This is a genomic window from Methylopila henanensis (assembly GCF_042681025.1).
Lineage (GTDB): Bacteria > Pseudomonadota > Alphaproteobacteria > Rhizobiales > Methylopilaceae > Methylopila > Methylopila henanensis.
This window is the reverse complement of sequence record NZ_JBHUER010000001.1, coordinates 173169-198026: the sequence shown is the minus strand read 5'-3', so window position 1 is coordinate 198026 and position 24858 is coordinate 173169. Positions and strand designations below refer to the sequence as shown.

21 protein-coding genes and 2 tRNA genes are annotated in these 24858 nt (G+C 70.4%); 12 read left to right on the top strand and 11 right to left on the bottom strand.

Going from position 1 to position 24858, the window contains the following annotated elements; translation table 11 throughout:
* Nucleotides 1-7 precede the first annotated feature (7 nt).
* The 4 genes from mfd to ACFSCV_RS00975 all read right to left on the bottom strand — a co-directional run bounded on the left by mfd (nt 8) and on the right by ACFSCV_RS00975 (nt 5472).
* A complete protein-coding gene (gene mfd / locus ACFSCV_RS00990) occupies nt 8-3520 on the bottom strand; it encodes a transcription-repair coupling factor (protein WP_378796122.1) in 3513 nt (1170 codons plus the stop codon).
* A 147-nt stretch (nt 3521-3667) separates the two neighbouring features.
* Nucleotides 3668-3970: an FAD assembly factor SdhE gene (locus ACFSCV_RS00985; protein WP_378796120.1), complete on the bottom strand. Its 303-nt coding sequence runs from the start codon at nt 3968-3970 to the stop codon at nt 3668-3670.
* Nucleotides 3971-4030: 60 nt separating this feature from the next.
* Nucleotides 4031-4810 carry an SDR family NAD(P)-dependent oxidoreductase gene (locus tag ACFSCV_RS00980; protein ID WP_378796118.1) on the bottom strand — a complete coding sequence of 260 codons (780 nt, stop codon included), beginning with the start codon at nt 4808-4810 and terminating at the stop codon, nt 4031-4033.
* A complete protein-coding gene (locus ACFSCV_RS00975) occupies nt 4807-5472 on the bottom strand; it encodes a ChrR family anti-sigma-E factor (RefSeq protein WP_378796116.1) in 666 nt (221 codons plus the stop codon). Before ACFSCV_RS00975 ends, ACFSCV_RS00980 begins: the two co-directional genes overlap by 4 nt.
* Before the next feature lie 210 nt (nt 5473-5682).
* On the opposite strand from ACFSCV_RS00975, the gene ACFSCV_RS00970 reads away from it, so the two are divergent.
* Together ACFSCV_RS00970 and sseA are read left to right on the top strand one after the other, a co-directional pair.
* A complete protein-coding gene (locus ACFSCV_RS00970) occupies nt 5683-6720 on the top strand; it encodes a cysteine synthase A (protein ID WP_378796115.1) in 1038 nt (345 codons plus the stop codon).
* The gene (gene sseA, locus ACFSCV_RS00965; RefSeq protein ID WP_378796113.1) at nt 6717-7571 is read left to right on the top strand and encodes a 3-mercaptopyruvate sulfurtransferase; all 855 of its coding nucleotides are present in this window, start codon (nt 6717-6719) and stop codon (nt 7569-7571) included. The genes ACFSCV_RS00970 and sseA overlap by 4 nt, the downstream gene beginning before the upstream one ends.
* A 182-nt stretch (nt 7572-7753) precedes the next feature.
* Here sseA and ACFSCV_RS00960 read toward each other — a convergent pair whose 3' ends face one another.
* The 4 genes from ACFSCV_RS00960 to ACFSCV_RS00945 form a co-directional block, all read right to left on the bottom strand.
* Nucleotides 7754-9382, bottom strand: coding sequence for a CTP synthase (locus ACFSCV_RS00960; protein WP_378796111.1), 1629 nt, complete (start codon nt 9380-9382; stop codon nt 7754-7756).
* A gap of 273 nt (nt 9383-9655) precedes the next feature.
* Nucleotides 9656-10321 carry a PopZ family protein gene (locus ACFSCV_RS19190; RefSeq protein ID WP_417568600.1) on the bottom strand — a complete coding sequence of 222 codons (666 nt, stop codon included), beginning with the start codon at nt 10319-10321 and terminating at the stop codon, nt 9656-9658.
* A 157-nt stretch (nt 10322-10478) separates the two neighbouring features.
* Complete coding sequence (locus tag ACFSCV_RS00950) at nt 10479-11948, bottom strand: TolC family outer membrane protein (protein ID WP_378796109.1); 1470 nt, start codon at nt 11946-11948, stop codon at nt 10479-10481.
* Between the two features lie 164 nt (nt 11949-12112).
* A complete protein-coding gene (locus ACFSCV_RS00945) occupies nt 12113-12760 on the bottom strand; it encodes a protein-L-isoaspartate O-methyltransferase family protein (protein WP_378796107.1) in 648 nt (215 codons plus the stop codon).
* A gap of 180 nt (nt 12761-12940) precedes the next feature.
* Between ACFSCV_RS00945 and ACFSCV_RS00940 the strand changes: the two genes are divergently transcribed.
* The 9 genes from ACFSCV_RS00940 to recG all read left to right on the top strand — a co-directional run bounded on the left by ACFSCV_RS00940 (nt 12941) and on the right by recG (nt 22065).
* Nucleotides 12941-13014, top strand: a tRNA-Cys gene (locus tag ACFSCV_RS00940).
* 113 nt (nt 13015-13127) lie between these two features.
* Entirely contained in the window at nt 13128-13316 is a 189-nt protein-coding gene (locus ACFSCV_RS00935) for a hypothetical protein (RefSeq protein ID WP_378796105.1), read from the top strand.
* Between the two features lie 94 nt (nt 13317-13410).
* Nucleotides 13411-13485: transfer RNA gene (locus tag ACFSCV_RS00930), tRNA-Asn, on the top strand.
* 153 nt (nt 13486-13638) lie between these two features.
* The gene (locus ACFSCV_RS00925) at nt 13639-15099 is read left to right on the top strand and encodes a cryptochrome/photolyase family protein (RefSeq protein ID WP_378796103.1); all 1461 of its coding nucleotides are present in this window, start codon (nt 13639-13641) and stop codon (nt 15097-15099) included.
* Between the two features lie 47 nt (nt 15100-15146).
* Nucleotides 15147-16439, top strand: coding sequence for an NAD(P)/FAD-dependent oxidoreductase (locus tag ACFSCV_RS00920; RefSeq protein WP_378796102.1), 1293 nt, complete (start codon nt 15147-15149; stop codon nt 16437-16439).
* Nucleotides 16436-17329 carry a DUF1365 domain-containing protein gene (locus tag ACFSCV_RS00915; RefSeq protein ID WP_378796100.1) on the top strand — a complete coding sequence of 298 codons (894 nt, stop codon included), beginning with the start codon at nt 16436-16438 and terminating at the stop codon, nt 17327-17329. Before ACFSCV_RS00920 ends, ACFSCV_RS00915 begins: the two co-directional genes overlap by 4 nt.
* Complete coding sequence (locus tag ACFSCV_RS00910; protein WP_378796098.1) at nt 17326-18573, top strand: class I SAM-dependent methyltransferase; 1248 nt, start codon at nt 17326-17328, stop codon at nt 18571-18573. Before ACFSCV_RS00915 ends, ACFSCV_RS00910 begins: the two co-directional genes overlap by 4 nt.
* Nucleotides 18566-19909 carry an MFS transporter gene (locus ACFSCV_RS00905; protein ID WP_378796096.1) on the top strand — a complete coding sequence of 448 codons (1344 nt, stop codon included), beginning with the start codon at nt 18566-18568 and terminating at the stop codon, nt 19907-19909. Before ACFSCV_RS00910 ends, ACFSCV_RS00905 begins: the two co-directional genes overlap by 8 nt.
* A 53-nt stretch (nt 19910-19962) precedes the next feature.
* Nucleotides 19963-22065: an ATP-dependent DNA helicase RecG gene (recG, locus tag ACFSCV_RS00900; protein WP_378796094.1), complete on the top strand. Its 2103-nt coding sequence runs from the start codon at nt 19963-19965 to the stop codon at nt 22063-22065.
* 3 nt (nt 22066-22068) lie between these two features.
* On the opposite strand, the gene ACFSCV_RS00895 is transcribed toward recG, so the two are convergent.
* On the bottom strand, nt 22069-22782 hold the full coding sequence (locus ACFSCV_RS00895; RefSeq protein WP_378796092.1) for a metal-dependent hydrolase: 714 nt from the start codon (nt 22780-22782) through the stop codon (nt 22069-22071).
* Nucleotides 22783-22894: 112 nt separating this feature from the next.
* On the opposite strand from ACFSCV_RS00895, the gene ruvX reads away from it, so the two are divergent.
* Entirely contained in the window at nt 22895-23389 is a 495-nt protein-coding gene (gene ruvX, locus ACFSCV_RS00890; protein ID WP_378796090.1) for a Holliday junction resolvase RuvX, read from the top strand.
* Nucleotides 23390-23441: 52 nt separating this feature from the next.
* Here ruvX and ACFSCV_RS00885 read toward each other — a convergent pair whose 3' ends face one another.
* Together ACFSCV_RS00885 and ACFSCV_RS00880 are read right to left on the bottom strand one after the other, a co-directional pair.
* Nucleotides 23442-23816: a hypothetical protein gene (locus tag ACFSCV_RS00885; RefSeq protein WP_378796089.1), complete on the bottom strand. Its 375-nt coding sequence runs from the start codon at nt 23814-23816 to the stop codon at nt 23442-23444.
* A 277-nt stretch (nt 23817-24093) separates the two neighbouring features.
* Nucleotides 24094-24663, bottom strand: a complete 570-nt coding sequence (locus ACFSCV_RS00880) for a hypothetical protein (protein WP_378796087.1) — start codon at nt 24661-24663, stop codon at nt 24094-24096.
* Between the last annotated feature and the right edge of the window lie 195 nt (nt 24664-24858).

Below are 24858 nucleotides of genomic sequence, written 5' to 3'. Positions count from 1 at the left end.
AGGACGTTCACGCCGCCTTCTTGCCGACCTCGGCGATCTTCACGAGATCGCGGAGCAGCTTCGCGGCGCCTTTAAGCCGCTTCTCGACCGTCGGCCATTCGCGCTTGAACACGATCTTCATGTCAGGCCGCACCTTGGCGTTCGGGCCTTCCTCGCGCGCGATGTGCATGACGAGGCCGTCCGGATTGGCGAAGGAGTTGTCGCGGAACGACAGCACCACGCCCTTCGGGCCGGCGTCGATCTTCTCCACATTGGCGCGGCGGCAGAGCGCCTTGATCGCGGCGATCTCCAGCAGCTGCTTCACCTCGCTCGGCAGCGGCCCGAAGCGATCCGCCAGTTCGGCCGCGAACGAATCGAGGCCCTCGTCGGTGTCGATCTCGGCGAGGCGCCGGTAGAGCGACAGGCGAACCGCGAGATCGCCGACAAACTCTTCGGGGATCATCACCGGCGCGCCGAGGGTGATCTGCGGCGACCACTGGTCTGCGACGACGGCCGCCCCGCCCTCCTTCAGGCTTTCGACGGCGTCCTCTAGCATCTGCTGATAGAGCTCGTAGCCGACCTCCCGGATGTGGCCGGACTGCTCTTCGCCCAGCAGGTTGCCGGCGCCCCGGATGTCGAGGTCGTGGCTCGCGAGCTGGAAGCCGGCGCCGAGCCCCTCGAGGGACTGCAGCACCTTGAGCCGGCGTTCGGCGTTGACGGTCGGAGCCTTGTTGGCCGGCACCGTGAACAGCGCGTAGGCGCGCGTCTTGGCGCGACCCACGCGGCCGCGAAGCTGGTAGAGCGCGGCGAGGCCGAACATGTCGGCGCGGTAGACCACCAGCGTGTTGGCGTTCGGGATGTCGAGACCCGATTCGACGATCGCGGTCGAGAGCAGCACGTCGTAGCGCCCCTCGTAGAAGTCGGTCATCGCCTGCTCGAGGTCGCCGGCCGCCATTTGGCCGTTCGCGACCACGAACTTCACCTCAGGCACCTGGCTTTCAAGGAAGGCGCGGGCCGTGGCGAGATCCTCGATGTGCGGGCAGACGAAGAACGACTGGCCGCCGCGATAGCGCTCGCGCAGCAGCGCCTCGCGCACGATCAGCGGATCAAACGGCGCGACGAAGCTGCGCACGGCGAGGCGATCGACCGGCGGGGTCGCGATCATCGACAACTCCCGCACGCCGGTGAGCGCGAGCTGAAGCGTACGCGGAATCGGCGTCGCGGAGAGGGTCAGCACATGCACCTCGGCGCGGAGCTGCTTCATCTTCTCCTTGTGGCCGACGCCGAAGTGCTGCTCCTCGTCGACGATCACGAGGCCGAGGTCCTTGAAGCCGATGGTCTTGCCCAAGAGCGCATGGGTGCCGACCACGATGTCGATGTCGCCGGACGCGAGACCCCTCTTGGTCTCGTTGAGCTCCTTCTGCGAGACGAAGCGCGAGGCCTGACGCACCTTCAGCGGCAGGCCCCGGAAGCGTTCGGCGAAGGTCTTGAAGTGCTGGCGCGCGAGCAGCGTGGTGGGGACGATGACCGCCACCTGCCGCCCGCTCATCGCGACCACGAAAGCGGCGCGCAGCGCGACCTCGGTCTTGCCGAAGCCGACGTCGCCGCAGATCAGCCGGTCCATCGGGCGGCCGGCGGCGAGATCGTCCAGCACAGCGTCGATCGCGGCCTGTTGGTCCTCGGTTTCGTCGTAGGGGAAGCGCGCGCAGAACTCGTCGTAGAGCCCTTCCGGCGGGACGGCGCGCGGCGCCTCCTTGGTCATGCGCGCGGCGGCGATCTTGATCAGCTCGCCCGCCATCTCGCGGATGCGGTTCTTCATCCGCGCCTTGCGCGACTGCCAGCCGGCGCCGCCGAGCCGGTCGAGAACCGCCTCGGTCTCCTCCGAGCCGTAGCGCGTCAGCAGCTCGATGTTCTCGACCGGCAGGAACAGCTTGGCCTTGTCGGCGTAATGCAGCTCGACGCAGTCGTGCGGCGCGCCGGCTGCCTCGATGGTCTTGAGGCCCACGAAGCGGCCGATGCCGTGATCCACGTGCACCACGAGATCGCCCGCCGCCAGGCCGGCCGCCTCGGTGAGGTAATCCTGCGGACGCCGCCTCTTCGCCTTGGCGCGGACCAGCCGGTCGCCAAGAATGTCCTGCTCGGCGACGACGGCCACGTCGCCGGTCTCGAAGCCGTGCTCGATTCCAAGCACGCCGAAGGCCACCGCGTCCTTCGGCAGGCCGACGGCCTCGCGCCAGTTCCGGACCTCCCGACCGCTTGCGAGCCCATGGTCGGCGAGCACCGTCTTCAGCCGGTCGCGCGCGCCGTCGCTCCACGCCGCCACGACGACCCGTCTGCCGTCCTGCTTCAGCTCGCGGATATGCGCGACGACCGCGTCGAAGACGTTGGCGTTCTCGTCCGCCCGCTCCGCAGCGAAGCTGCGGCCGGCGCGGGCGCCGGCGTCGAGCACGCTGCCGCCCTGCCCGGGCGGCAGCGCGAACGGCGTCAGCCGAACCGGCGCCACCTGCTCCAGCCGCTCGCGCCATTCCTCGGGCTTGAGGTAGAGCGCGTCCGGCGGCAGCGGCTTGTAGGCGCCGCCGTCCCTGTCCTGGCGAAGCTGCGTGACCCGGGCGTCGTAATAGTCCGCGATCAGCGCGAGCCGCTCGCCGGCCGCGTCGTCCGCCAGCGGGTCGAGCACCACGCGCGCGTCCGCCACATGGTCGAACAGCGTGGAGAGCCGGTCGGCGAACAGCGGCAGCCAGTGCTCGAGACCCGGATAGCGGCGGCCCTCGCTGATCGCGGCGTAGAGCTGGTCGTCGCGCGTCGGCGCGCCGAAGGTCGCGGCGTAGGCCTGGCGGAAACGGCGGATCGTGTCGCTGGTGAGCTGCACCTCCGACATCGGCACCAGATCGAGCGCGCGAAGCTGGCCGGTGGAGCGCTGGGTCTCGGGATCGAACGGCCGGATCGTCTCCAGCACGTCGCCGAAGAAATCGAGCCGGATCGGTTCGGCGTGCCCGGCGGGGAACAGATCGACGATGCCGCCGCGGATGGCGTACTCGCCATAGTCGCGCACCGTCGACGAGCGCAGGAAGCCGTTGATCTCGAGCCAGTCCGCGAGCTTCTTCAGGTCGACGACGTTGCCGGGCGCGGCGGAAAAGCTCTGCCGCGCGACCGCTTCCGGCGTGGCGACGCGCTGGAGCGCGGCGTTGACGCTGGTCAGCACGATGCGCGGCTTGTCGCCGCCGCGGGTGCGGGCGAGGCGCGCCAGCGTCGTCGTCCGCTGCGCGATCACGGCGGCGTTGGGCGACACCCGGTCGTAGGGCTGGCAGTCCCAGGCCGGGAACGTCAGCCGCTCAACCTCCGGCGCGACGAAGTCGAGCGCCCGCTCCATGGCCGCCAGCCGCTGACTGTCGCGCGCGACGAAGACGACGCCGGCGGCGTCATGCGCGCGCGCGGCCATCGCCCGCGCGAGGTCGGCAAGGATCAGCGCGTCGAACCCGTCCGGCACGTTGGTGACGGTGACGGGAGCGAGGGTCAGAAGGGCGTCGGGCTTGAGGGTCATCGTTCCGGAAACATGAGCGGCCTTGTCCCGGCCTTGAGCCGGGACCCATAACCGCGACAGTCGGGAAGAAAAAGCGACGCAGGCGTAATTTGTTCGAACAGCCTGCGTTTCTGGGTCCCGGCTCAAGGCCGGGACAAGAAGGCCGCCCTACCCGATGTTCTCCGTGGTCGGATAGGCCTCGTGAAAGGCGCGCAGACGGCGATAGACCGGCGTGTCGTAATTGTCGGGGACAGCTTCCTTCTCCGCGATCCACGCGAACAGGTCGCGGTCGGGAACCTCGATCAGCGCCTCGAACACGCCGAGCTCGTCGTCGTCCAGCCGGTCGATCTCGGCGTCGGCGAAGCGGCCCATCAGCAGGTCCATCTCGCGCGTGCCCCGCCGCCAGGAGCGGTAGAGCGCGCGGCGACGGCGCGGATCGAGCCCCTCGCCCGTGCGTGTGGTTCCGGTCATCGCGAACTCCTACGGCGGACTGCGGCTGCGCCCGTGGCCTAACAGCCGCCCGGCGCCATGTCAGCCGCCGGTTCGGCCGTCCCAGCCCGTGGCCTTCGCCACCAGCTTGAAATAGGCGGGATAGGGCAGCAGGCGAAGGAGCTTCAACGCATAGGTGAAGCGCTTCGGGAAGGTGATCTCGAACCCGCCGCGCCCGATCCCCTCGACGATGCGGCGCGCGGCGTCGGCGGTTGGCAGAAGCGCCGGCATGCGGAACGCGTTCTTCCGCGTCGCCGGCGTATCGACAAAGCCCGGATTGACCAGCTGGATTTCGACGCCGAGGGCGTCGAGATCGAACTTCAGGCTCTCGGCGAGATTGATCAGCGCCGCCTTGGTGGCGCCATAGGCCGCCGACGTCGGCAGGCCGCCATAGCCCGTCACCGACGCGACGAGCACCACCTTGCCCGCGCGGCGGGACGTCATCGCCGGCAGGACGGCGCCGAGGCAGTTGACCGTTCCGCCCAGGTTGACGTCGAACGTCCTGTGGAAGGCGTCGACGTCGAACGGAGCCGCCCGGACCGGGATGAACGCTCCCACGTTCAGGACGGCGAGATCGATGGGGCCGAGTTCGTCCGAGATGCGGCCGGCGACGGCCGCGATTCCGTCGCGCTCGGTCACGTCGCCGGGATAGGCGGCGATGCGCCCGCCAAACCCGGCGGCCTCCTCCGCGAGGCTCGCCAGCGCGTCCCCTCGCCGCGCGGTGGCGGCGACCGTCACGCCGGCGCGGGCGAGCTCCAGCGCCACCGCGCGGCCGATGCCCGAGCTCGCGCCGGTGACCCAGGCGAGGCGGACGCCTTTCACCTGCCGAACATCCGCTGCAGCAGGCCGAGGACCGGGCCGGTCATCTTCAGGGAGCCTTCCGTCACCGCGAAACAGACGCACCCGGTCTTAGGATCCGCGATGGGGTGGTGATCCACCGTCTGGTCGGCGATCAGGATGTCGCCGCGACCGTACCTGCCGGACGTGTCGGAGAACGCGCCCCGCAGCACCAGCGTGACCTCGACGCCCTCATGAGTGTGGGCGGGCGCGCCCCAGCCCGGCCGGACGGACAGGAACGACGCCTCGACGCCGTCTTCGTCATGCAGCACGTGCGCCTTGATGCCCGGCGCCTTCATCTTCCACGGCATCGCGTCGACGCCGCGCCCCACCAGCCGGAACAAGGGCTCGGGGATCTCCGGATCACGCGGCTTCGGGCGCGGCGCGCCGTAATAGCCGCCGGCGAAGATTGCGGCGAGCACATGGTCGCGGGCGGGGCGGAGAGGCTTGGGCGCGTCGATCTCGTCAAGCGCGGCGCCGGCCTCGGCCTCGAGCGCGCGCACGAAGCCGCGGTTGGCGTCCGAGAGCGTCAGGTGCGAGCCGATCAGGGCGTGCATGTAGGGATCGAGCGTTCCCGCCACGAAACCGGCCAGCAGGGCGTCGATCGGCCTGCCGCCGCCACCATCCGGCGGAACTGTGGGGTTCAAGATCGAAGTCCTCTCGCCGGAAAGCCGCCGCTCGCGCCGGCCTTCGCGCCCTGTACCGGGCATAAAGGCCTTACGTTGCGGTGGGAAGTCTGGATCGGCCGCGCTCGACGGCGCCGATCGGCATAGGTCGTCTTTTCAAGCGGGGGTTCGCCCACTAGGGTGCGCGTGGCGCTTCGGCCACACTTCAGTTCATCGATCGAGAGTTATTCCATGTCCATTCGCAGCGGTCTCGTCGACGCCATCGGCCGCACGCCTCTCATTCGGCTCAACCGCGCTTCGGAGGCGACGGGCTGCGAGATTCTGGGCAAGGCGGAGTTCATGAATCCGGGCCAGTCGGTCAAGGACCGCGCCGCGCTGTGGATCATCCGCGACGCCGAGAAGCGCGGCGCGCTCAAGCCCGGCGGCGTGATCGTGGAAGGCACCGCCGGCAACACCGGCATCGGCCTCGCGCTGGTGGCGAACGCGCTCGGCTACCGCACCGTGATCGTCATTCCGGACACCCAGTCCGACGAGAAGAAGCAGATGCTGCGGCTCGCCGGCGCGGAGCTCGTGGAGGTGCCGGCCGTCCCCTACAAGGACCCGAACAACTACGTGAAGCTGTCCGGCCGGCTCGCCGAGGAGCTGGCGAAGACCGAGCCGAACGGCGCGATCTGGGCGAACCAGTTCGACAACGTGGCGAACCGCCAGGCGCACATCGACTCGACCGGCCCGGAGATCTGGGACGACCTCGACGGCAAGGTGGACGGCTTCGTCTCGGCCGTCGGCACCGGCGGCACGCTTGCCGGCACGGGCATCGCGCTGAAGGAGCGCTCCAAGGACGTCAAGATCGCCCTCGCCGACCCGCCCGGCGCGGCGCTCTACAGCTACTACACCACCGGCGAGCTGAAGGCCGAAGGCTCCTCCATCACCGAGGGCATCGGCCAGGGCCGCATCACCGCCAACCTCGAAGACGCCCCGGTCGATTTCGCCTACCAGATCCCGGACGCGGAGGCGGTTCAGATCGTGTTCGACCTGCTGGAGCACGAGGGCCTGTGCCTGGGCGGCTCCACCGGCGTGAACGTGGCCGGCGCGATCCGGCTCGCGAAGGAGCTCGGGCCCGGCCAAACCATCGTGACGATTCTCTGCGACTACGGCACGCGTTACCAGTCGAAGCTCTTCAATCCCGACTTCCTCCGTTCGAAGGAGCTGCCGGTTCCCGGCTGGCTCGAACGGCCCGGTACGGTCGATCTTAGGAAGGTGCTGCAGTGAGCAACCCCAACCTCGTCTCCACCGAATGGCTTAGCCAACGCCTCGGCGACCCCGACGTCATCCCTGTCGACGGCTCCTGGTACTTGCCGGCCGCGAACCGCGACGGCGCCGCGGAGTTCCTCGAGGCCCACATTCCCGGCGCGGTCTATTTCGACATCAACGCGGTGGCGGACCTCTCGACCGACCTGCCGCACATGCTGCCCTCGACCGAGGCCTTCGCGGACGCGGTCGGCAAGCTCGGGATCGGCGACGGCGCGACCGTGGTCGCCTATGACGGCGCCGGCCTGTTCGCCGCCGCCCGCGTGTGGTGGACCTTCCGCGCTTTCGGCGTGAAGCAGGTCTATGTGCTCGACGGCGGCCTGCCGAAGTGGAAGGCCGAAGGCCGCCCGCTCGAAAGCGGCGCCGCGGCCCGTCCTGCGAAAACCTTCACGCCGCGCTTCGACGCGACTGTCGTCAGGACCGCGGACCAGATCGCCGAAGGCGTCGACGCCGGCCTGTTCCAGGTGGTGGACGCCCGCCCCGCCCCGCGCTTCCGCGGCGAAGCGCCGGAGCCGCGGCCCGGCCTCGCGCTCGGGCACATCCCGGGCTCCCGCAACGTCCCGTTCGACCAGGTGGTGAAGGACGGCCGGCTCGCCGAGGAAGCGGAGCTGCGCGCCGCGTTCGAGGCGGCGGGCGTGGACGTCTCCGCCCCCATCGTCACCACCTGCGGCTCCGGCGTCTCCGCCGCCATCCTCGCGCTCGCGCTCGAAGGCGCCGGGTCTAAGGCGGAGGGGCTCTACGACGGCTCCTGGGCCGAATGGGGCGCCGGCGGACGGCCGGTCGAGACGGGGCCGGCGAAGACAGCCACGTGAGGCGTCATCCGGACGGCCACGGGCCGATCGGGGTCGTCTGCAGAATGAAGCTCGTCATGGTCCGGCTTGACCGGACCATCCATGTCCGGCGTGGACCCTGACGTCCAACCTGGGTCCTTCCGGTTAAGCCGGAGGACGACGCAGCCCTATACGAACCCGCGCGCAATACCTCAGTCGCCGCCTCACACCAGCCGGCTCTGCGCCAGCGCGGCGGTTACGAACGACGCGAACAGCGGGTGCGGCTCGAACGGGCGGGACTTGAGCTCGGGGTGGAACTGGACGCCCACGAACCAGGGGTGGTCCTCGTACTCCACGATCTCCGGCAGCAGCCCGTCCGGCGACATACCCGAGAACACCAGCCCGTTCGCCTCCAGCCGCTCGCGGTAGGCGGTGTTGACCTCATAGCGGTGGCGGTGGCGTTCGGAGATGTCCTCCGAACCGTAGATCTCCGCCACCTTTGAGCCGCGCTTCAGGCGCGCGTCGTAGGCGCCGAGGCGCATGGTTCCGCCGAGATCGCCGTCGGCGCGGCGGGCCTCCAGCGCGTTGCCGCGCGTCCATTCGGTCATCAGGCCGACGAGCGGCTCGTCGGTCGGGCCGAACTCGGTGGAGTTGGCGTCCGGGATGCCGGCGAGGTTCCGCGCCGCCTCGATCACCGCCATCTGCATGCCGAAGCAGATGCCGAGATAGGGCACCTTGCGCTCACGCGCGAAGGTGGCGGCCCTGATCTTTCCTTCCGCGCCGCGCTGACCGAAGCCGCCGGGCACCAGAATGCCGTGGACATGCTCGAGGAACGGCGCCGGATCCTCGTTCTCGAAGATCTCGCTCTCGATCCAGTCGAGGTTGACCTTCACCGTGTTGGCGATGCCGCCGTGCGCCAGCGCCTCGGACAGCGACTTGTAGGCGTCCTTCAGCCCCGTGTACTTGCCGACGATCGCGATCGTCACCTCGCCCTCGGGGTTCTTGACCCGATGGGTGACGTTGCGCCAGCGCGCGAGGTCCGGCGCGTCGCCCGGCTCGATCCCGAAAGCGCGCAGCACTTCTGTGTCGAGGCCCTCGCGGTGATACGCCTCCGGCACGTCGTAGATGGTCTCCACGTCGCGCGCCTCGATCACGGCGCTTTCGCGCACGTTGCAGAACAGGCCGAGCTTGCGGCGCTCCTCCGGCGGGATCGGCCGGTCGCAGCGGCAGAGCAGGATGTCCGGCTGGATGCCGATCGAGCGCAGCTCCTTCACCGAATGCTGGGTCGGCTTGGTCTTGAGCTCGCCCGCGCTCGGGATCCACGGCAGCAGGGTGAGGTGGATGTAGATGGCGTCGCCGCGCGGCAGGTCGTTGCCGAGCTGGCGGATGGCCTCGAAGAACGGCAGGCCCTCGATGTCGCCGACCGTGCCGCCGATCTCCACCAGCACGAAGTCGACGCCTTCGTTGCCCTCGCGGACGAAGGTCTTGATCGCGTCGGTGACGTGCGGAATCACCTGCACGGTGCCGCCGAGATAGTCCCCGCGGCGCTCCTTCGCGATGATGTCCTGGTAGATGCGGCCGGTGGTGATGTTGTCCTGCTTGGACGCCGCCTTGCCGGTGAAGCGCTCGTAATGGCCGAGGTCGAGGTCGGTCTCGGCGCCGTCGTCGGTGACGAACACCTCGCCGTGCTGGGTCGGGCTCATGGTCCCGGGATCGACGTTGAGGTAGGGGTCGAGCTTGCGCAGCCGCACCGTGTAGCCGCGCGCCTGCAGCAGGGCGCCCAGCGCCGCCGAGGCGAGGCCCTTGCCGAGCGAGGACACCACGCCGCCGGTGATGAAGACGTATCGGGCCATCCGCTCTCTTCCGCTCATCCGTCGCGTCCGGACCGCGTCGGGCGACGACTGTCCGGACCTATCCGACCGCGCCCGATTCGGGCAGGCGGCGGTCGTGCCTGTACACAGATCAAACGCGCGTCCGTCCCCCGGCCGGGTCTCCGGCGGGAGCGAAAACGGTCGCACGTTGTGTCTGGGCGATCTTCCTACATCGGTCGCGCCGCGAGGGGAAGCCGCGCGACGGACATGGCTGCGCGGTGCGCCGAACGGGCGCGCCGCGCAGGCTAAAACCCGTCAGCGACCCCGGGCGACCCGCTCGATCTCCTGCCGCACCAGACGCTCGACCAGCGGCGGCAGATTGTCGTCCAGCCAGGCGCGCAGCATCGGGCGCAGCATCTCCTTGACCAGATCGTCGATGGTGCGGCCGTTGGTGGCGAGAATGGTGTTGGCGAGCGAGCCGAAGGCGGCGCCGACGGTCTCGTCGGTCGAAGGCGAGACCAGCCGGTCCGCGAACGCCGCGGCCGGCTCCGGCTCCCGCGGCTGCGCGCGCGGGGCGAACCGCGGCGCTGGCTCCGGTTCGGGCTCGGCGGCCGCGGCGGGTTCGGCGGCCATCTCGTCCGTCAGTTCGAACACGTCGACGTCATGCCCGAGCTCGAGCTTCGCGCCGCGCTGCGCCGCGAGCGGCGCTTCCGGCTCGCGCGCCTTGGCGGCGGGCGGCGGCGCGACGAGCGGCTCCTTTGCGGACACGGGCGCGGGCTCGGCGTCGTCGAACGAGGCGAGCATCGCGTCGATGTCGTCCTGACCGAGCGAGGCCGGCGCTTCGGCGGCGGGTTTTTCCAGCGGCTTCAAGGAAACGGGCTCCTTCGCGGCGGCGGTGGGCTCGTCATCGGAAATGATGCGACGGATGGAGGCGAGAATCTCCTCCATCGTCGGCTCGTGAGCCTTCGCGGTCGTGTTCATGATGTCTCCGCTCGCGCCCGGGACCGCCTGCGGGAGCCGGCCGCGACCGCGCGCGACCAGACCGAATCACCGCGGGACGCCGATCCCGATCGCGGGTCAGTATTGCACCGCCGACACGAGGAACAAGCGCGCCGGCCGCGCCGCCCACAGGCTCCGCTCAGCGGCCGTCGGGCGTGCGCAGGCCGATCCACTTGTCGCGCACCTGATCGTAATGCGTGTTGGGATCGTAGCGGACGACCTTGAGGCCGAGCCTGTCGGCGGTCAGCCAGCCGACCGCCGACAGCAGCGCATAGGCCGCGACGACGCGGTCGCGCTGGGCGGTGATCAGGGACTGGCGGGCGTTCAGCAGGTCCTGCTGCGCGTTCAGCACGTCGAGCGTGGTGCGCTGGCCGACCTTGGCCTCCTCGCGCACGCCGTTCAGCGCCGTCTGCGACGCCTCGATCTGGGCCTGCGCGGCGGCGATCTGCGCGGTCGCGCCCTCGACCTGCCCCCATGCGGACACGGTGGCCTGCCGCACCTGGTCGCGGGCGATATCGGCTTCGAGCCTGCGCTGCCCGGCGGTCTCCTTGGCCTGGCGCACCTGGCTGTAGACCGAGCCGCCCTCGTAGATCGGGATCGTCAGCCGGCCGACGACCGCGCCGGAGGTGAGCCGGTCGACCGAGCTCTCGTCGTAGCGGCGCTGGAACGACGCCTCGAGGTTAAGCGAGGGCAGAAGCTGGCCCTCGAACACGCGGATCTGCAGCGTCGCGGCGTCGACGCCGTGGAACGCGGCGAGAATCGCGGGGTGCTGGGCCTGGCTGAGGCCGATCGCCTGCGGCAGCGACTTCGGCAGCAGGCGGTCGATCGAGCGCGCGGCGCGCGGGCGCGAAATGTCCTCTCCGACCACCTGCCGGTAGGTGGCGCGGCTGGTGTTGAGCTGGGATTCGGCGGCGCTCACCTGCGAGCGTGCGCCCTGCAGCGCGGCCTCCGCCTGCGCCGTGTCGGTGCGCGTCACCTCGCCGACCTGGAAGCGCTCGCGCGCGGCGCGCAGCTCCTCCTCCAGCACCTGCACGTTGTTCCGGCGCACGTCGAGAATGGCGTAGTCCCGCAGCACGTCCATATAGGCCTGCGCCGCGTCGAACAGCACGTTCTGCTCGCTGTTCCTCAGCGTCTCGCGCGCGCCGAGGATGTTCGATTCGGCGGAGCGGACCTGGTTGCGGGTCTGAAAGCCGTTGAAGACGTTCTGCTGAACCGACACGCCGACGCCGCGCGGGTGCTCGGTCGCGGTCTGTCTGTAACGCTGGCTCAGCGGCGCAAACCCTACGACTGCGCCTGTGACAGGATCGACCGCCGTCGGCACGACGGTCGTCGACGTTCCCTTCTGCTGCGTCCGCTGGGCGCCGACGTCGCCGGTGGCCGTGATGATGGGACGGTAACCGGACAGGGCCTGCGGCACCTGCTCGTCGGTGGCGCGCACCTGCGCGCGCTGGGCGTTGAGCGTCGGGTTCGAGCCGTAGGCCCGGGACAGAGCGCTCTCCAGAGTCTGCGCCACGGCCGGCGCCGGCAGGAACGCCAGCGCTGCGCCGAGAGCCAGAAGCGAAACGCGCAGCGTTCCGCTACGGCGGCGAGGGGATTCGCTCGTCGACATGTTACTCACCGGATTCCGAGTTCGGACCGCCGGATATTTCCGTACGGCCTGCAAGACGCGTCCCACGGCCATCCTACCGGCGCCTTCGCGGCGGCGAAACGACTCCGCGGCGCCATAGTCAGAAAGCCGTATGCGTGTGGCGCAAACGCCCCACTCCGGCGGGATCAGAGTGCGAAGGCCTCAATCCGCTCGAAACCGGGCAGCGCAGGCGCCGCCGCGTCGAAGGCGGGAGCTGCGGACAGTTCGCCGCCATTGAGGCGGAAGACGGCCGCCTTGCCGGGACGGACGCCGCCCCAGGGCGCCACGATCCGGCCGCCCGGCGCGAGCTGCCGCGCGAGCCCGTCGAGCCCGTCCGAGACCGCGCCGTCGCAGAAGATCAGGTCGAACGGACCCTCGGACGGCGCGCCGTCCGGCAGCGGCCCTTCGACGACCGCGACGTTCGGAAGCGAGGACAGCGCCGCGCGGGCGCCCGCCGCGAGCTCCGGATCGGATTCGAGCGCGACCACCTCGGCGACGAGGTGCGCCAGCAGGGCCGCGGTGTAGCCGAGCCCCGCCCCGACCACGAGCGCACGCTCGTTCGGCTGCGGATCGGCGAGCTGAATGAGCTTCGCGAGCGTCATCGGCTCCATCGTCGCGCGTCCGGGCGCGAGCGGCGTGCGCGTGTCGAGATAGGCCAGCCCGCGGCGCGACTCAGGCACGAAACGCTCGCGCTCGACGGTGAGAAAGGCGCCGAGCACCCGGTGGTCGGTCACGTCCGCGACGCGGATCTGGCAGTCGACCATTCCGGTCCGGAGGCGGGCGAAATCCGTCATCGACGTCACCTTCGTCTTTCGGCGGACACCCGCCTTGAGCCCGTTCTGCTCCAGCGGCGGCGCGCTTGCAACAGTTCCATCATTCGCGAGTTGCGGCCTCGCAGGCGCCGCGTTATGGGAGTGCGCCGTTCCGCGGAGCTGAGCCGGCGTCGCTTCGACGCCAAACTCGTCGCTTCCCGAGGCCACGTGGCGGAATGGTTACGCAGAGGACTGCAAATCCTTGTATCCCGGTTCGATTCCGGGCGTGGCCTCCACTTTCCCGAAACGCCCTGCGGCGACGCTCCACCTGCGGCGCGCGACTTCCGGCCTGGAACCCCTCGCCCACGTTCGCGTTACCAGCCCGAACCGTCGATTCGGGAGGAACGCCATGACGACTGTCGACGACTGCGAGCGGGAAACCCTCATGCAGCTCGCGCAACGGACGCCGTTCGAGGTGTTCGACGGATCGACACTGTGCGAGTTGCACGAGAAGGGACTGGTGGCGTTCGAGGTCACAGGCTGGGAAGTCACGCCGCAGGGGCTCGACGCGCTCGGAGACGGCGCCAGCGACAAATGAGACAGACGCGGTTTTCGGCGCGATGCCGCTTGGCAGACCGACCGGGCATCTGTTATAGGCCCGGCCCTCGGGACGACGCGTCAGCGCCCCGTGTTCCTCGGTAGCTCAGCGGTAGAGCAATCGACTGTTAATCGATCGGTCGCAGGTTCGAATCCTGCCCGGGGAGCCAGTTTCGCGAGGGGGTCGGTTCAGATGAACCGGCCCCCTCGCCCGTTTCGGCCGCCTCCGGCGCCGGCGATGATGGACGCCTTGCCCCCATGATCCGGCGGCCGCTCGCAGCCGTAAGTTCCGCCGTGGCCTTCCTGTCGATCCGCGGAACCGAATGACGTCCGATCCTGGCCGATCCTGCGCGCTGCTCTTGTTCCGGGAGGACCTGCGGCTTGCGGACAATCCCGCGCTGACGGCCGCGGCGCGGTCGGGCAGGCCCGTCACCGCCCTCTACGTGTTCGACCCCGACCTCCGTGGCGCGCGCGGCCTTGGAGCCGCGTCGTGCTGGTGGCTGGCGCAGTCGCTGCGAGCGCTCGCCGACGACTGCGCCGCGATCGGCCTGCCCTTCGCCGTCCGCGTTGGGCCGACGGAGGAGACGGTGCGAAAGGCCGTCGCCGAGGCCGGGGCCGGTCTGGTCGGGTGGAACCGGCGCTACGTCGCGGCCGAGCGCGACACGGACGCCGACATCAAGAGCGGGCTGCGCGACGAAGGAGTCGACGTCGAAAGCTTCAACGCCCGCCTGCTGTACGAGCCTTGGGAGATCGAGGCGAGGTCGGGCGGCCCGCTCAAGGTGTACTCGCCGTTCTGGCGCGCCTGCCGCGCGAAAGGCGAACCGCCGGAGCCGCTGCCGAAGCCTGCCAAGGCGAAAATCGCCGCCGGTCCGAAGCTCGAGGGAATCGCGATCGACGAACTGGGGCTCGAGCCGACGAAACCCGACTGGGCCGGCGGACTGCGCGAGGCCTGGCCGGTCGGGGAAGCCGGCGCGCGGAGGACGCTCTCGGCGTTCCTGAAGCGCGGCCTGAAGGGCTATGCGACCGACCGGGACCGGCCGGACCGGCCCGCGACGTCGCGGATGTCGCCTTATCTCCGCTTCGGCGAGGTCGGCCCGCGCCAGCTCTGGCATGCGGCGAAACAGGCCGCGGACGGCGGCGAGGCCTCGGCGAAGGACGTGGAGAAGTTCCACGCCGAGCTCGGGTGGCGCGAGTTCTCCTACCATCTGCTCCACAACAATCCCGACCTCGCGTCCCGGAACTTCAACGCTCGGTTCGACGACTTTCCCTGGAGGAAGCCCGATTCCGCCCATCTCCGCGCGTGGCGGAAGGGGCGGACCGGATATCCGATCGTCGACGCCGGCATGCGCCAGCTCTGGACCACCGGTTGGATGCACAACCGCGTGCGCATGATCTGCGCCTCTTTCCTGATCAAGGACCTGCTGGTCGACTGGCGGGTGGGCGAGGACTGGTTCTGGGACACGCTCGTCGACGCCGATCCCGCCAACAACGCCGCAAGCTGGCAGTGGGTCGCGGGATCCGGCGCGGACGCGGCGCCCTACTTCCGCGTCTTCAACCCGACGCTGCAAGGCGAAAAATTCGACCCTGAGGGCGCTTACGTCAAAACCTTCGTGCCCGAGCTGAAGGATGTGCCACTGAAGTGGCTGCACAAGCCTTGGGAGGCCCCGGAGGACGCCCTGCGCGCCGCCGGCGTCACGCTCGGCCAGGACTACCCGAAGCCCATCGTCGATCACCGCGCCGCGCGCGATCAAGCGCTCGCGGCCTTCGACCGCATCAAGGCCTGAGGCCGATGCGAACCGCATTTCGACGCCGCGGCGTCACAGGAGCCCCCATGCGCATCGCCGTCGTCGGTTCGGGCGTCTCCGGGCTTTCCGCCGCCTGGGCGCTGTGCGGAGCGCACGACGTCGTCGTCTACGAGCGCGAGCCGCGCCTCGGCGGGCACAGCCACACGGTCGAGATCGACTATGACGGCGCGGCGGTCGCGGTCGACACCGGCTTCATCGTCTACAACGAGCTGAACTACCCGAACCTGACCGCGCTGTTCGCCCACCTCGGCGTGGCCACGAAGCCGAGCGAGATGAGCTTCGGCCTGTCGCTCGACGGCGGCGCCTTCGAGTGGTCGGGCAAGACGATCGGAGCGCTGTTCGCCCAGCGCCGCAACATCCTCGCGCCGTCCTACCTCTGGATGCTGCGCGAGGTGCTGCGCTTCAACAAGCTCTGCCTCGCGGACCGCGCCGCCGGCGTGCTGGTGGGGCTCAGTCTCGGGGCCTGGCTCGAGCGGCGCAGGTTCGCGCGGCGCTTCCGGGACGACTACCTGCTGCCGATGGCGGCGGCGATCTGGTCGACGCCGGCGGCGCACGTGCTCGATTTTCCCGCCGAGAGCTTCGTGGCGTTCTTCGCGAACCACCGCCTGATCAACCACGACCGGCCGGTCTGGCGCACGGTCGAGGGCGGCTCGCGGCGCTATGTCGAGCGCCTGACGGCGCCGTTCAGGCGCGCCATCCGGTCGGGCGTCGCCGTCGCCGCCGTCGAGCGCGACGACACCGGCGTGACCGTGATCGACTCGGGCGGCGGGCGGGACCGGTTCGACCACGTCGTCATGGCCGCGCACACCGACGAGACGCTGGCGATGCTGGCCGAGCCCGACGCGGCGGAGCGGCGTGTGCTGTCGGCGATCCGCTATCGGCCGAACGACGTCGTCCTGCACCGCGACCGCACGCTGATGCCGAAACGCGAGGGCGTCTGGTCGGCCTGGAACTATCTCGGCAGCCGCAAGGACCCGGACGCCGCGAGCCGCGACGTGGCCGTGACATACTGGATGAACGCGCTGCAGGGCGTCGATCCCGCGCGCCCGCTGTTCGTGACGCTGAACCCGCCGTCCGAGCCCGATCCCGCCAAGGTTTTCGGGCGCTATGTTTACGATCATCCCCAATATGACGCCGCGGCGCTGGCCGCGCAGCGCGAACTCCCCGATATTCAGGGTGTGCGCAGGACATGGTTCTGCGGCGCCTGGACTGGCTACGGCTTCCATGAGGACGGCCTGTCCTCCGGCCTCGCCGTGGCCGAAGCTCTGGGCGTCCGCGCGCCATGGCGCGACCCGGGAGTGCTGGCGGCAGCGGAATGACGGCCCAGAACGCGGACTTTCCGCCACCGGAGGCGGCGGCGTCGCTTTACGTCGGCGAGGTGATGCACGCTCGGCTGAAGCCGAAGCCGCACCGCTTCGCCTACAAGGTGTTCTCGCTGCTGATCGACCTCGACGCGCTCGAGGACGCGGACCGCATGTGCCGCCTGTTTTCCGTCAACGGGTTCAACCTCGCGAGCTTTTACGAACGCGACCATGGCGCGACGGGCGGCTCGCTCTCTCAGCACGCCCGCGCCCTGCTCGCGCGCGGCGGCGTCGACCTTACGGACGGGCGCATCCTGCTGCTCTGCTACCCCCGCATCCTCGGCTACGTGTTCAATCCGATCAGCGTCTACTGGTGCTATCGGGCGGACGGCGCGCTGGCCGCGGTGATCTACGAGGTGACCAACACCTTCGGCGAGCGCCACGCCTATGTCGCGCCGGTCGCGCCGGGCGAGCTCGGGCCGGCAGGCCTCCGTCAGGAGCGGGACAAGCTGTTCTACGTCTCGCCCTTCATCGAGACGGCGATGCGCTACGGCTTCCGGCTGCGCCCCCCGACCACCGGCTCGGTGCGGCTGCGCATCCTCGAACGCGACGCGGAGGGGCCGATCCTGTCCGCCGCCTTCGCCGGCGAGCGCTCCCCCCTCTCCTCCCGCGCGCTGCTGCGGCTCTGCGCGGCGATGCCGCTGATGACGCTGAAGGTGTTCGCCGGCATCCACTGGGAGGCGCTCCGGCTGTGGCTTAAGGGGCTGCCGCTGGTCGCCCATGTCGGCCCACCCTCGCCCGCGAGCTACGACGCGCCCGGCCCGTTCCGCCATGGCCGCCACGCGCCGCGGCCGGCCGCGCCTCCCTCTCCGCCCCCCGCCACCCACACGGACCCGATCGCGCCATGACGACCGCATCCCCCTGTCATGACGTCGCCGTTCCCGTCACCCCCGAGACCCTGCGGGAGGCCGTGCGCGGCCTGCCGCTTCAGGTACAGCTCGCCGTCCAGATCGCGGCGCGGATTGCGCGCGGTCGGCTCACGGCCCGTTTTCCCGACGGGCGGACGCTGGTGTTTCAGGGCGGAGAGCCCGGCCCCTCGGCGACGCTCGTCGTCAACGACCTGCGTTTCGCGGGACGCATCCTGCGCAACGGCGATCTGGGGGTGGCCGAGGGCTTCATGCGCGGCGAATGGGACAGCCCGGACGTCACGGCGTTCCTCGAGCTGTTCTGCGTCAACGCCGACCACGTCAACGCCCATCTCGCGATGAAGCCGCTCTACCGGGCGTTCCAGAACGTCCGGCATTTCCTCAACCGCAACACGAGGCGAGGCGCGCGCAGGAACATCCTCGCGCATTACGACCTCGGCAACGCCTTCTACGCCGCCTGGCTCGACCCGACGATGACCTACTCCTCGGCGATCTTCGAAGGCTCGTCCCGCGACCTCGCGGCCGCCCAGACGCGGAAATACGAAACCCTCGCCCGCGCGATCGGCGCCCAGCCCGGCGAGCATGTGCTGGAGATCGGCAGCGGCTGGGGCGGTTTCGCCGAATACGCCGCGCGCGAGATCGGATGCCGGGTCACGGGCCTGACCATCAGCCCCGCCCAGCTCGACTACGCCCGTCGGCGCCTGTTCGAGGCGGGGCTCGCCGACCGGGTCGAGTTCAGGCTGCAGGACTATCGCGACGAGCGCGGAAGCTATGACCGCATCGCCTCGATCGAAATGTTCGAGGCGGTCGGCGAGCGCTGGTGGCCGACCTATTTCGCGCAGCTGCGCGACCGCCTGAAGCCGGGCGGCGCCGCGGGCGTTCAGGTCATCACCATCCAGGACCGGCTGTTCGACGCCTACCGGCGCGAGGTCGACTTCATTCAGCGCTACGTCTTCCCCGGCGGGATGCTGCCCTCGCCTGCGGCCCTGAACGGGGCCGCGGTGAAGGCGGGCCTGCGGATCGCCGGCGAGCGCGTCTTCGGGCTCGACTACGCCGAGACGCTCGCCGAATGGCGCGCGCGCTTCCGCGCCGCGTGGCCGTCGATCGCGCCGCTCGGCTTCGACGAGCGCTTCCGGCGGCTGTGGGAGTACTACCTGTCCTACTGCGAGGCCGGCTTCCGCTCCGGCAACATCGACGTGCGTCAGGTCGTGTTCGCGCGTGGCTGACGGCCGCTCCGCCGGGAGGCGCGAGCCCAGCCTGCTCGCGCTCGCGGCCTACGCGCTGCCCGCGATCCCCTTCGCGGTTCTGACCCTGCCGCTCTACGTGGTGCTGCCGAACTTCTACGCGGCGGAGCTCGGTCTGCCGATCGCGGCGGTCGGCAGCGCGCTCCTAATTGTGCGGCTGGTCGACGCCGTCGCGGATCCGGCCGTCGGCCTGCTGGCAGATCGCTTCCAACCGCGCTTCGGGCGGCGCCGGGTCTGGTTCGCCGCCGCGACGCTGCCGACCGCGGTGTCCGCATGGATGCTGTTCCGGCCGCACGAGTCCGCCGGGATCAGCTATCTGCTGCTGTGGGGCTCGCTGCTCTCGATCGCTTGGACCGCGGCGCTGGTCCCCTACAACGCCTGGGGCGCCGAGCTATCCACCTCCTATGCCGGGCGCAGCCGCATCGCGGCATGGCGGGAAACCGCCGCGCTCGTAGGCACGCTCGTGGCGCTCGCGCTTCAGGCGGCGGCGCCCGCGCTGTCCAACGACGCCCCGCGGGCGGGGCTCGCCGCCTACGCGGCGGTGGTCGGGATCGGCCTGCCGCTGTTCGCGCTTGCGACGCTGTCGCTCACCCCGGAGCCGATCGACGCTTCGCGAACGCGGCTTGGCCTGCGCGAAGCCCTCAGGGCAATGCGCGCCAACACCGCCTTCCTGCGCCTCCTCGCCGCCTTCCTGCTCAACGGCTTCGCCAACGGTCTGCCGGCGACGCTGTTCCTGTTTTACGTCGGAGACCGGCTCGCGGCCCCGGATTACGCCGGCCCCTTCCTGGTGGGCTACTTCGCGGCGGGCCTGATCGGCGTGCCGTTCTGGCTGTGGCTCGCGCGGCGCACGTCGAAGCACGCGGCCTGGAGCTACGCCATGCTCCTCGCCTGCGGGACCTTCGTGTTCGCGCCGTTCCTCGGCCCCGGCGACCTTACGGCCTTCGGCGTGATCTGCGCCGTCACAGGGTTCACCGTCGGCGCCGATCTCGCGCTGCCGCCCTCGATCCAGGCGGACGTGATTGATGTCGACACCGCGGCCTCCGGCGAGCAGCGCAGCGGGTTCTACCTCGCCGCCTGGGGCCTCGCGACCAAGCTCGCGCTGGCGCTCGCGGTCGGACTGGCTTTTCCCGCGCTGTCGGCCACAGGCTTCGATCCGGCGGCGGGCGAGAAGACGGACGCCGGGCTCGCCGCGCTCGCCTGGCTCTATGGCGGGCTGCCGGTGGCGCTGAAGCTCGTCGCGGTCGCGCTCGTGTGGCGCTTCCCGCTCGACGAGGCGTCTCAGCGCGCGCTCCGCGCCCGGATCGAGGCTGCGGCCTGAACAGGCGCGCGACGCCTTGCCTTCGCGGCGGCCACGGACTTCTTTAGCGGCCCATGCGCGATTCCCGGCTCGATCCCCTGTTCGCCGACGCGACCGCCCTGCCCGGCGTCGGGCCCAAGGTCGCCAAGGCCCTGGCTCGCCTGCTCGGCGCGTCGCCCGCGGGCGGAGCGCCGCGGGTCATCGACGCGCTGTTCCATGCGCCGACCGGAGCGATCGACCGGCGCGCCCGTCCGACCATCGCGGAGCTCGTTCCCGGCGAGATTGCGACGGTGGAGGTCGTGGTGGAGCGGCATCAGCCGCCGCGCAGTCCGCGCGCGCCCTACCGCGTCGTGGTCGCCGACGGCACCGGCGCGATGACGCTGGTGTTCTTCAAGGCGCAAGGCCCCTACATCGAGCGCCTGCTGCCGCTCGGCGAGACGCGGTGGGTTTCGGGCGCGCCCGAGCTGTTCGACGGCATGTTCCAGATGGTGCATCCGGCGCATGTGCTGGATGCGGAGGGGGTCGCGAAGCTGCCTCCGGTGGAGCCGACCTATCCGCTGGTCGAAGGCCTCACCCACAATCTCGTCGCCCGCATCGCGCGCGCCGCATTCGAGCGGCTGCCGCGGCTGCCCGAATGGCAGGACGGCGCATTTCTCGCCCGGCGCGGATTCGCGAGCTTCGCCGCGAGCCTCAACGCGCTGCACCGGCCGACGACGCCCGGCGACGTCTCCGCCGACGGTCCCGCGCTCACGCGCCTCGCCTATGACGAACTGCTCGCGAACCAGCTCGCGCTGCAGCTCGTGCGCGCGCACATGAAGCGGGGCAGCGGCCGCGCCACCGCCGGCGACGGGCGCATCGCGGAACGGATCACGGCCGCACTGCCGTTCCGCCTCACCGGCGCGCAGGCCCGGGCGCTCGAGGCGATCCGCGCCGATCTCGCCGCGCCGACCCGCATGCTCCGGCTGCTGCAAGGCGACGTCGGATCCGGCAAGACGGTCGTCGCCCTGCTCGCGGCCGCGACCGCCGTCGAGGCCGGACGGCAGGCCGCGCTCATGGCGCCGACCGAAATCCTCGCCCGCCAGCACCTCGCGACGCTGGAGCCGCTCGCGGCCGCCGGCGGCCTCACGGTCGCGCTGCTGACGGGCCGGGAAAAGGGCCGCGAACGGACGCGCACGCTGGAGCGGCTCGCGGCCGGCGAGATCGACCTTCTCGTCGGCACCCACGCGCTGTTCCAGGACGACGTGGCGTTCCGCGATCTCGCGCTCGCGATCGTCGACGAGCAGCACAAGTTCGGCGTCCGCCAGCGGCTGGCGCTCGCCTCCAAGGGCGCGGCGGTCGACGTGCTGGTGATGACGGCGACGCCGATCCCGCGGACGCTGGTTCTGACGAGTTTCGGCGACATGGACCATTCGGCGCTTGACGAGAAGCCGCCGGGCCGCACGCCGATCGAGACCCGGCTGTTCAACCTCGACCGCCTCGACGAGATCATCGCCGCGATCGGCCGGGCGATCGGCGCCGGCGCGCGGGTCTACTGGGTCTGCCCGCTGGTGGAGCAGTCCGAGACGCTGGACGTGGCCGCCGCCGAGGACCGTTTCGCGAGCCTCGCGGAGATCTTTCCAGGCCGCGTCGGCCTCGTGCACGGCAAGATGAAGGGCGCGGAGAAGGACGCCGCCGTCGCCGCCTTCGTGGAGGGCCGGACGTCGATCCTGGTCGCGACCACCGTGATCGAGGTCGGCGTCAACGTTCCGGAGGCGACCGTCATGGTGATCGAGCACGCCGAGCGCTTCGGCCTCGCGCAGCTCCACCAGCTCCGCGGACGCGTCGGGCGCGGCGCGGAACGCTCCATGTGCCTGCTGCTGTGGAAGGAGCCTCTGGGCGAGACCGCGAAGCAGCGCCTGGAGACCATGAAGGCGACCGACGACGGCTTCGTCATCGCCGAGAAGGACCTGGAGCTCCGCGGCGAGGGCGAGGTGCTGGGCGCGCGCCAGTCCGGCGCGCCGGTGTTCCGCTTCGCCCGCATGGAGCGCCACGCGGAGCTGGTGCGCGTCGCCCATGACGACGTCGGGCTCGTGCTCGCCAGGGACCCGAGCCTGACCGGCGAGCGCGGCGGGGCGCTGCGCCTGCTGCTGCACCTGTTCGAGCGCGACGCCGCCGTCAGACTTCTGAGGGCCGGCTGAGGCTCAGCCTTCGACCTCGAAAGGCTCCCCGACCTTCGGAACCTTCACGGTGGTGCCGCGGACGCTCTCCATCAGCTCGACGAAGCGGTCGGCCGTCTGGTCGAGGATCGGCATGGTGGCGTAGTGGCACGGCACCACGAGGTCGAAGTCGAAGAAGTGCCGGCAGGCGTAGGCCGCGGTCTTCGCGCCCATGGTGAAGCGGTCGCCGATCGGCACGAAGCCGACGGTCGGGGCGTAGAGCTCGTTGATCAGCTTCATGTCGCCGAAGATGCCGGTGTCGCCCATGGCGTAGACCACCGGCTCGTCCTCGCCGTCCGGCGCGACGATCAGGCCGTGCGGGTCGCCGAGGTATTGCGAGACGCCGTTCTCGTCGAGATGGCCCGAGGAGTGCAGCGCCTGGGTCATGGTCACGCGGAAGCCGCCGAGCTCGATCGACCCGCCGGTGTTCATCGGCTCCAGCGCCTTCACGCCCTTCGAGCCGATCCAGACGGCGAGGTCGTAGTCGGCGACCACCGTCGCGCCGGTCTGCTGCGCGATCTCGACGGTGGAGCCCACATGGTCGAAATGGCCGTGCGTCAGCAGGATGTGCGTCGCTCCCTTCGCGGCGGCGGCCTTGTCGCCCTTGAACACGCCGTTCTCGAGGAACGGGTCGATCAGGACCACCTTCGATCCGAAATCGAGCCGGAAAGCGGAGTGGCCGAACCAGGTGATGCGCATGGGCGGGCGACGTCCTTGTGCTGTTGCTTGGTCGAGTCGGAGGCGGAGAATAGCCCTGCTCCGCATCAGGACAAGTTCGCCCCGGTCACGCTGGCGTGGTACGCCGACGAACATGTCCACGATCTTCCAAGACCTCGGCGCCTTCGTCGCGGCGTTGCCGCCGCTGGGGACGCTGCTCGGGCTCGACCTCGGAACCAAGACGATCGGCGTCGCGGCCTCCGACCCCCACCGGATGGTCGCCTCGCCGCTCGAGACCATCGCGCGGAAAAAGTTCACGCCCGACGCCGACAGGCTGCTCGCGATCGCGGACAGCCGCAAGGCGGTCGGTTTCGTGCTCGGCCTGCCGGTCAACATGGACGGCACCGAAGGGCCGCGCTGCCAGGCGACGCGCGCCTTCGCCCGCAGCCTGTCGGGCCGGACGCCGCTGCCGATCGGCTTCTGGGACGAGCGGCTGTCGACGGCCGCCGTCGAGCGCATGCTGATCTCGTTCGACACCAGCCGGAAGCGCCGCGACGAGGTCGTGGACAAGCTCGCCGCCGCCTACATCCTGCAGGGCGCGCTCGACCGGATCGCAGGGATGCGCCGCGCGTCCGAAGACGCCGTCTGACGCGAAAACGGCCCGGGGCGAGCCGGGCCGCTTCGCATTCGGGGCCGCGCCGTCAGCACGGGCGGTAGCTGATCACCTTGACCGGATAGCCGTAGGCGTCATGCCGCCAGGAGGTCACCCGGCACTCGCCGCCATAGGCATAATAGCCCGGCGCGGGGCCCGCCTCGCTGGCGAGAACGGCTCCGGTGGCGAGGCCAAGAGCGCCGAAGGCCGCCGCGCCGCCCCAGCCGGGGCCGCGATGATGATAGCCGTAATAGCGCGGTCCGCCCCAGCGAGGGCCGCCGCCCCAGTGCGACCCGCCCCATCCCGAATGGCCGTAGCCGCCGGGGCCATGGCGGAACGGCTCCGCGCTGGCGGGAGCCGCGGCCAAACCTGCGACGCCGAGCGCGCAGACCGCCGCTGCGATTTTGGTGCGAAGAGACGACATCGAACTGTCCTCATCATCCAAGGAAAGTCCGCCGAAAGCATACGGACTGCGCCGCCCCGATATGGGAAGCCTCTTCGGTGGGCTCACCCGATAAACGCGGATCCCGCCGGCGGATTCACGGCGTCAGATCAGCCATGCGTTTTCGGAAGAAGCCGCCGGATACGGCTGTCCGGACGTCCAGTTCGGCCAGGCGAACTCGGACGGCCCGACAGAAAAAAGCGCGCCGCCCGGAGGCGGCGCGCTCGATGGCGGCTTTCGTTCGGCCTGCGAAGCGATTTCAGCAGGGGCGATAGCGCGCGACGGTGTAGCGCCGGCCGTAATAGTCCCGGCGCGTCTGCAGCACCTTGCACTGACCGCCGTAATAGGCCCGGCTGTAGTAGCCGCGACGGTACGGGCGGTCGTAGTAGCCGTACCCGCCGTCGTAATAGGGCCGGTCGTAATAGCCGTAGCCGTTGCCGGCGATCGCCGCTCCGGCCGCGAGGCCCAGGATGCCGGCGGCGGCGTAGCCGCCGTAGTTGCGGTGACGGTGGCCGTAATAGTACCGGCGTCCGCCCCAGCCGCGACCGTAATAGCGTCCGCCGCCCCAGTGACGGCCTCCGCCCCAGCGACCGCCGCGATAGCCTCCGCCGCGCCAGCCGCGATGGCCGCCGCCGCGCCACCCGCCGCCTCGCCAGCCGCCGTCGCGTCGGCCGACGGTCTGGATCTGGTCGTAGGGCACGCCTGCGATCGTGTTCGCGGCGGGGGCGCGATCGCCGCGGTTAGAGGACGCGGCCTCCGCGGGCATCGAGCCGAGGACGACGGCCAGCGCGCAGGCGCCGGCCAGAAATGCGTTTCGAATGGACGTCATGGGGTAGCCTCCTGAAGCGCTCCGCCGTCAGACACGTCCGGCGGAGGCCGTGATCGGGCCGAGGATTATGACCGCCGCCCCCAAGCTTCGGTCTCGACCTTGACGCGCCTTTAACGCTCACAGACGCGCGAGAGTTCGCCGCTCCGGAATCTTTTCTTCGTGAGGCTGGAACCAAAACGGCCGGCGGAGCGTGGC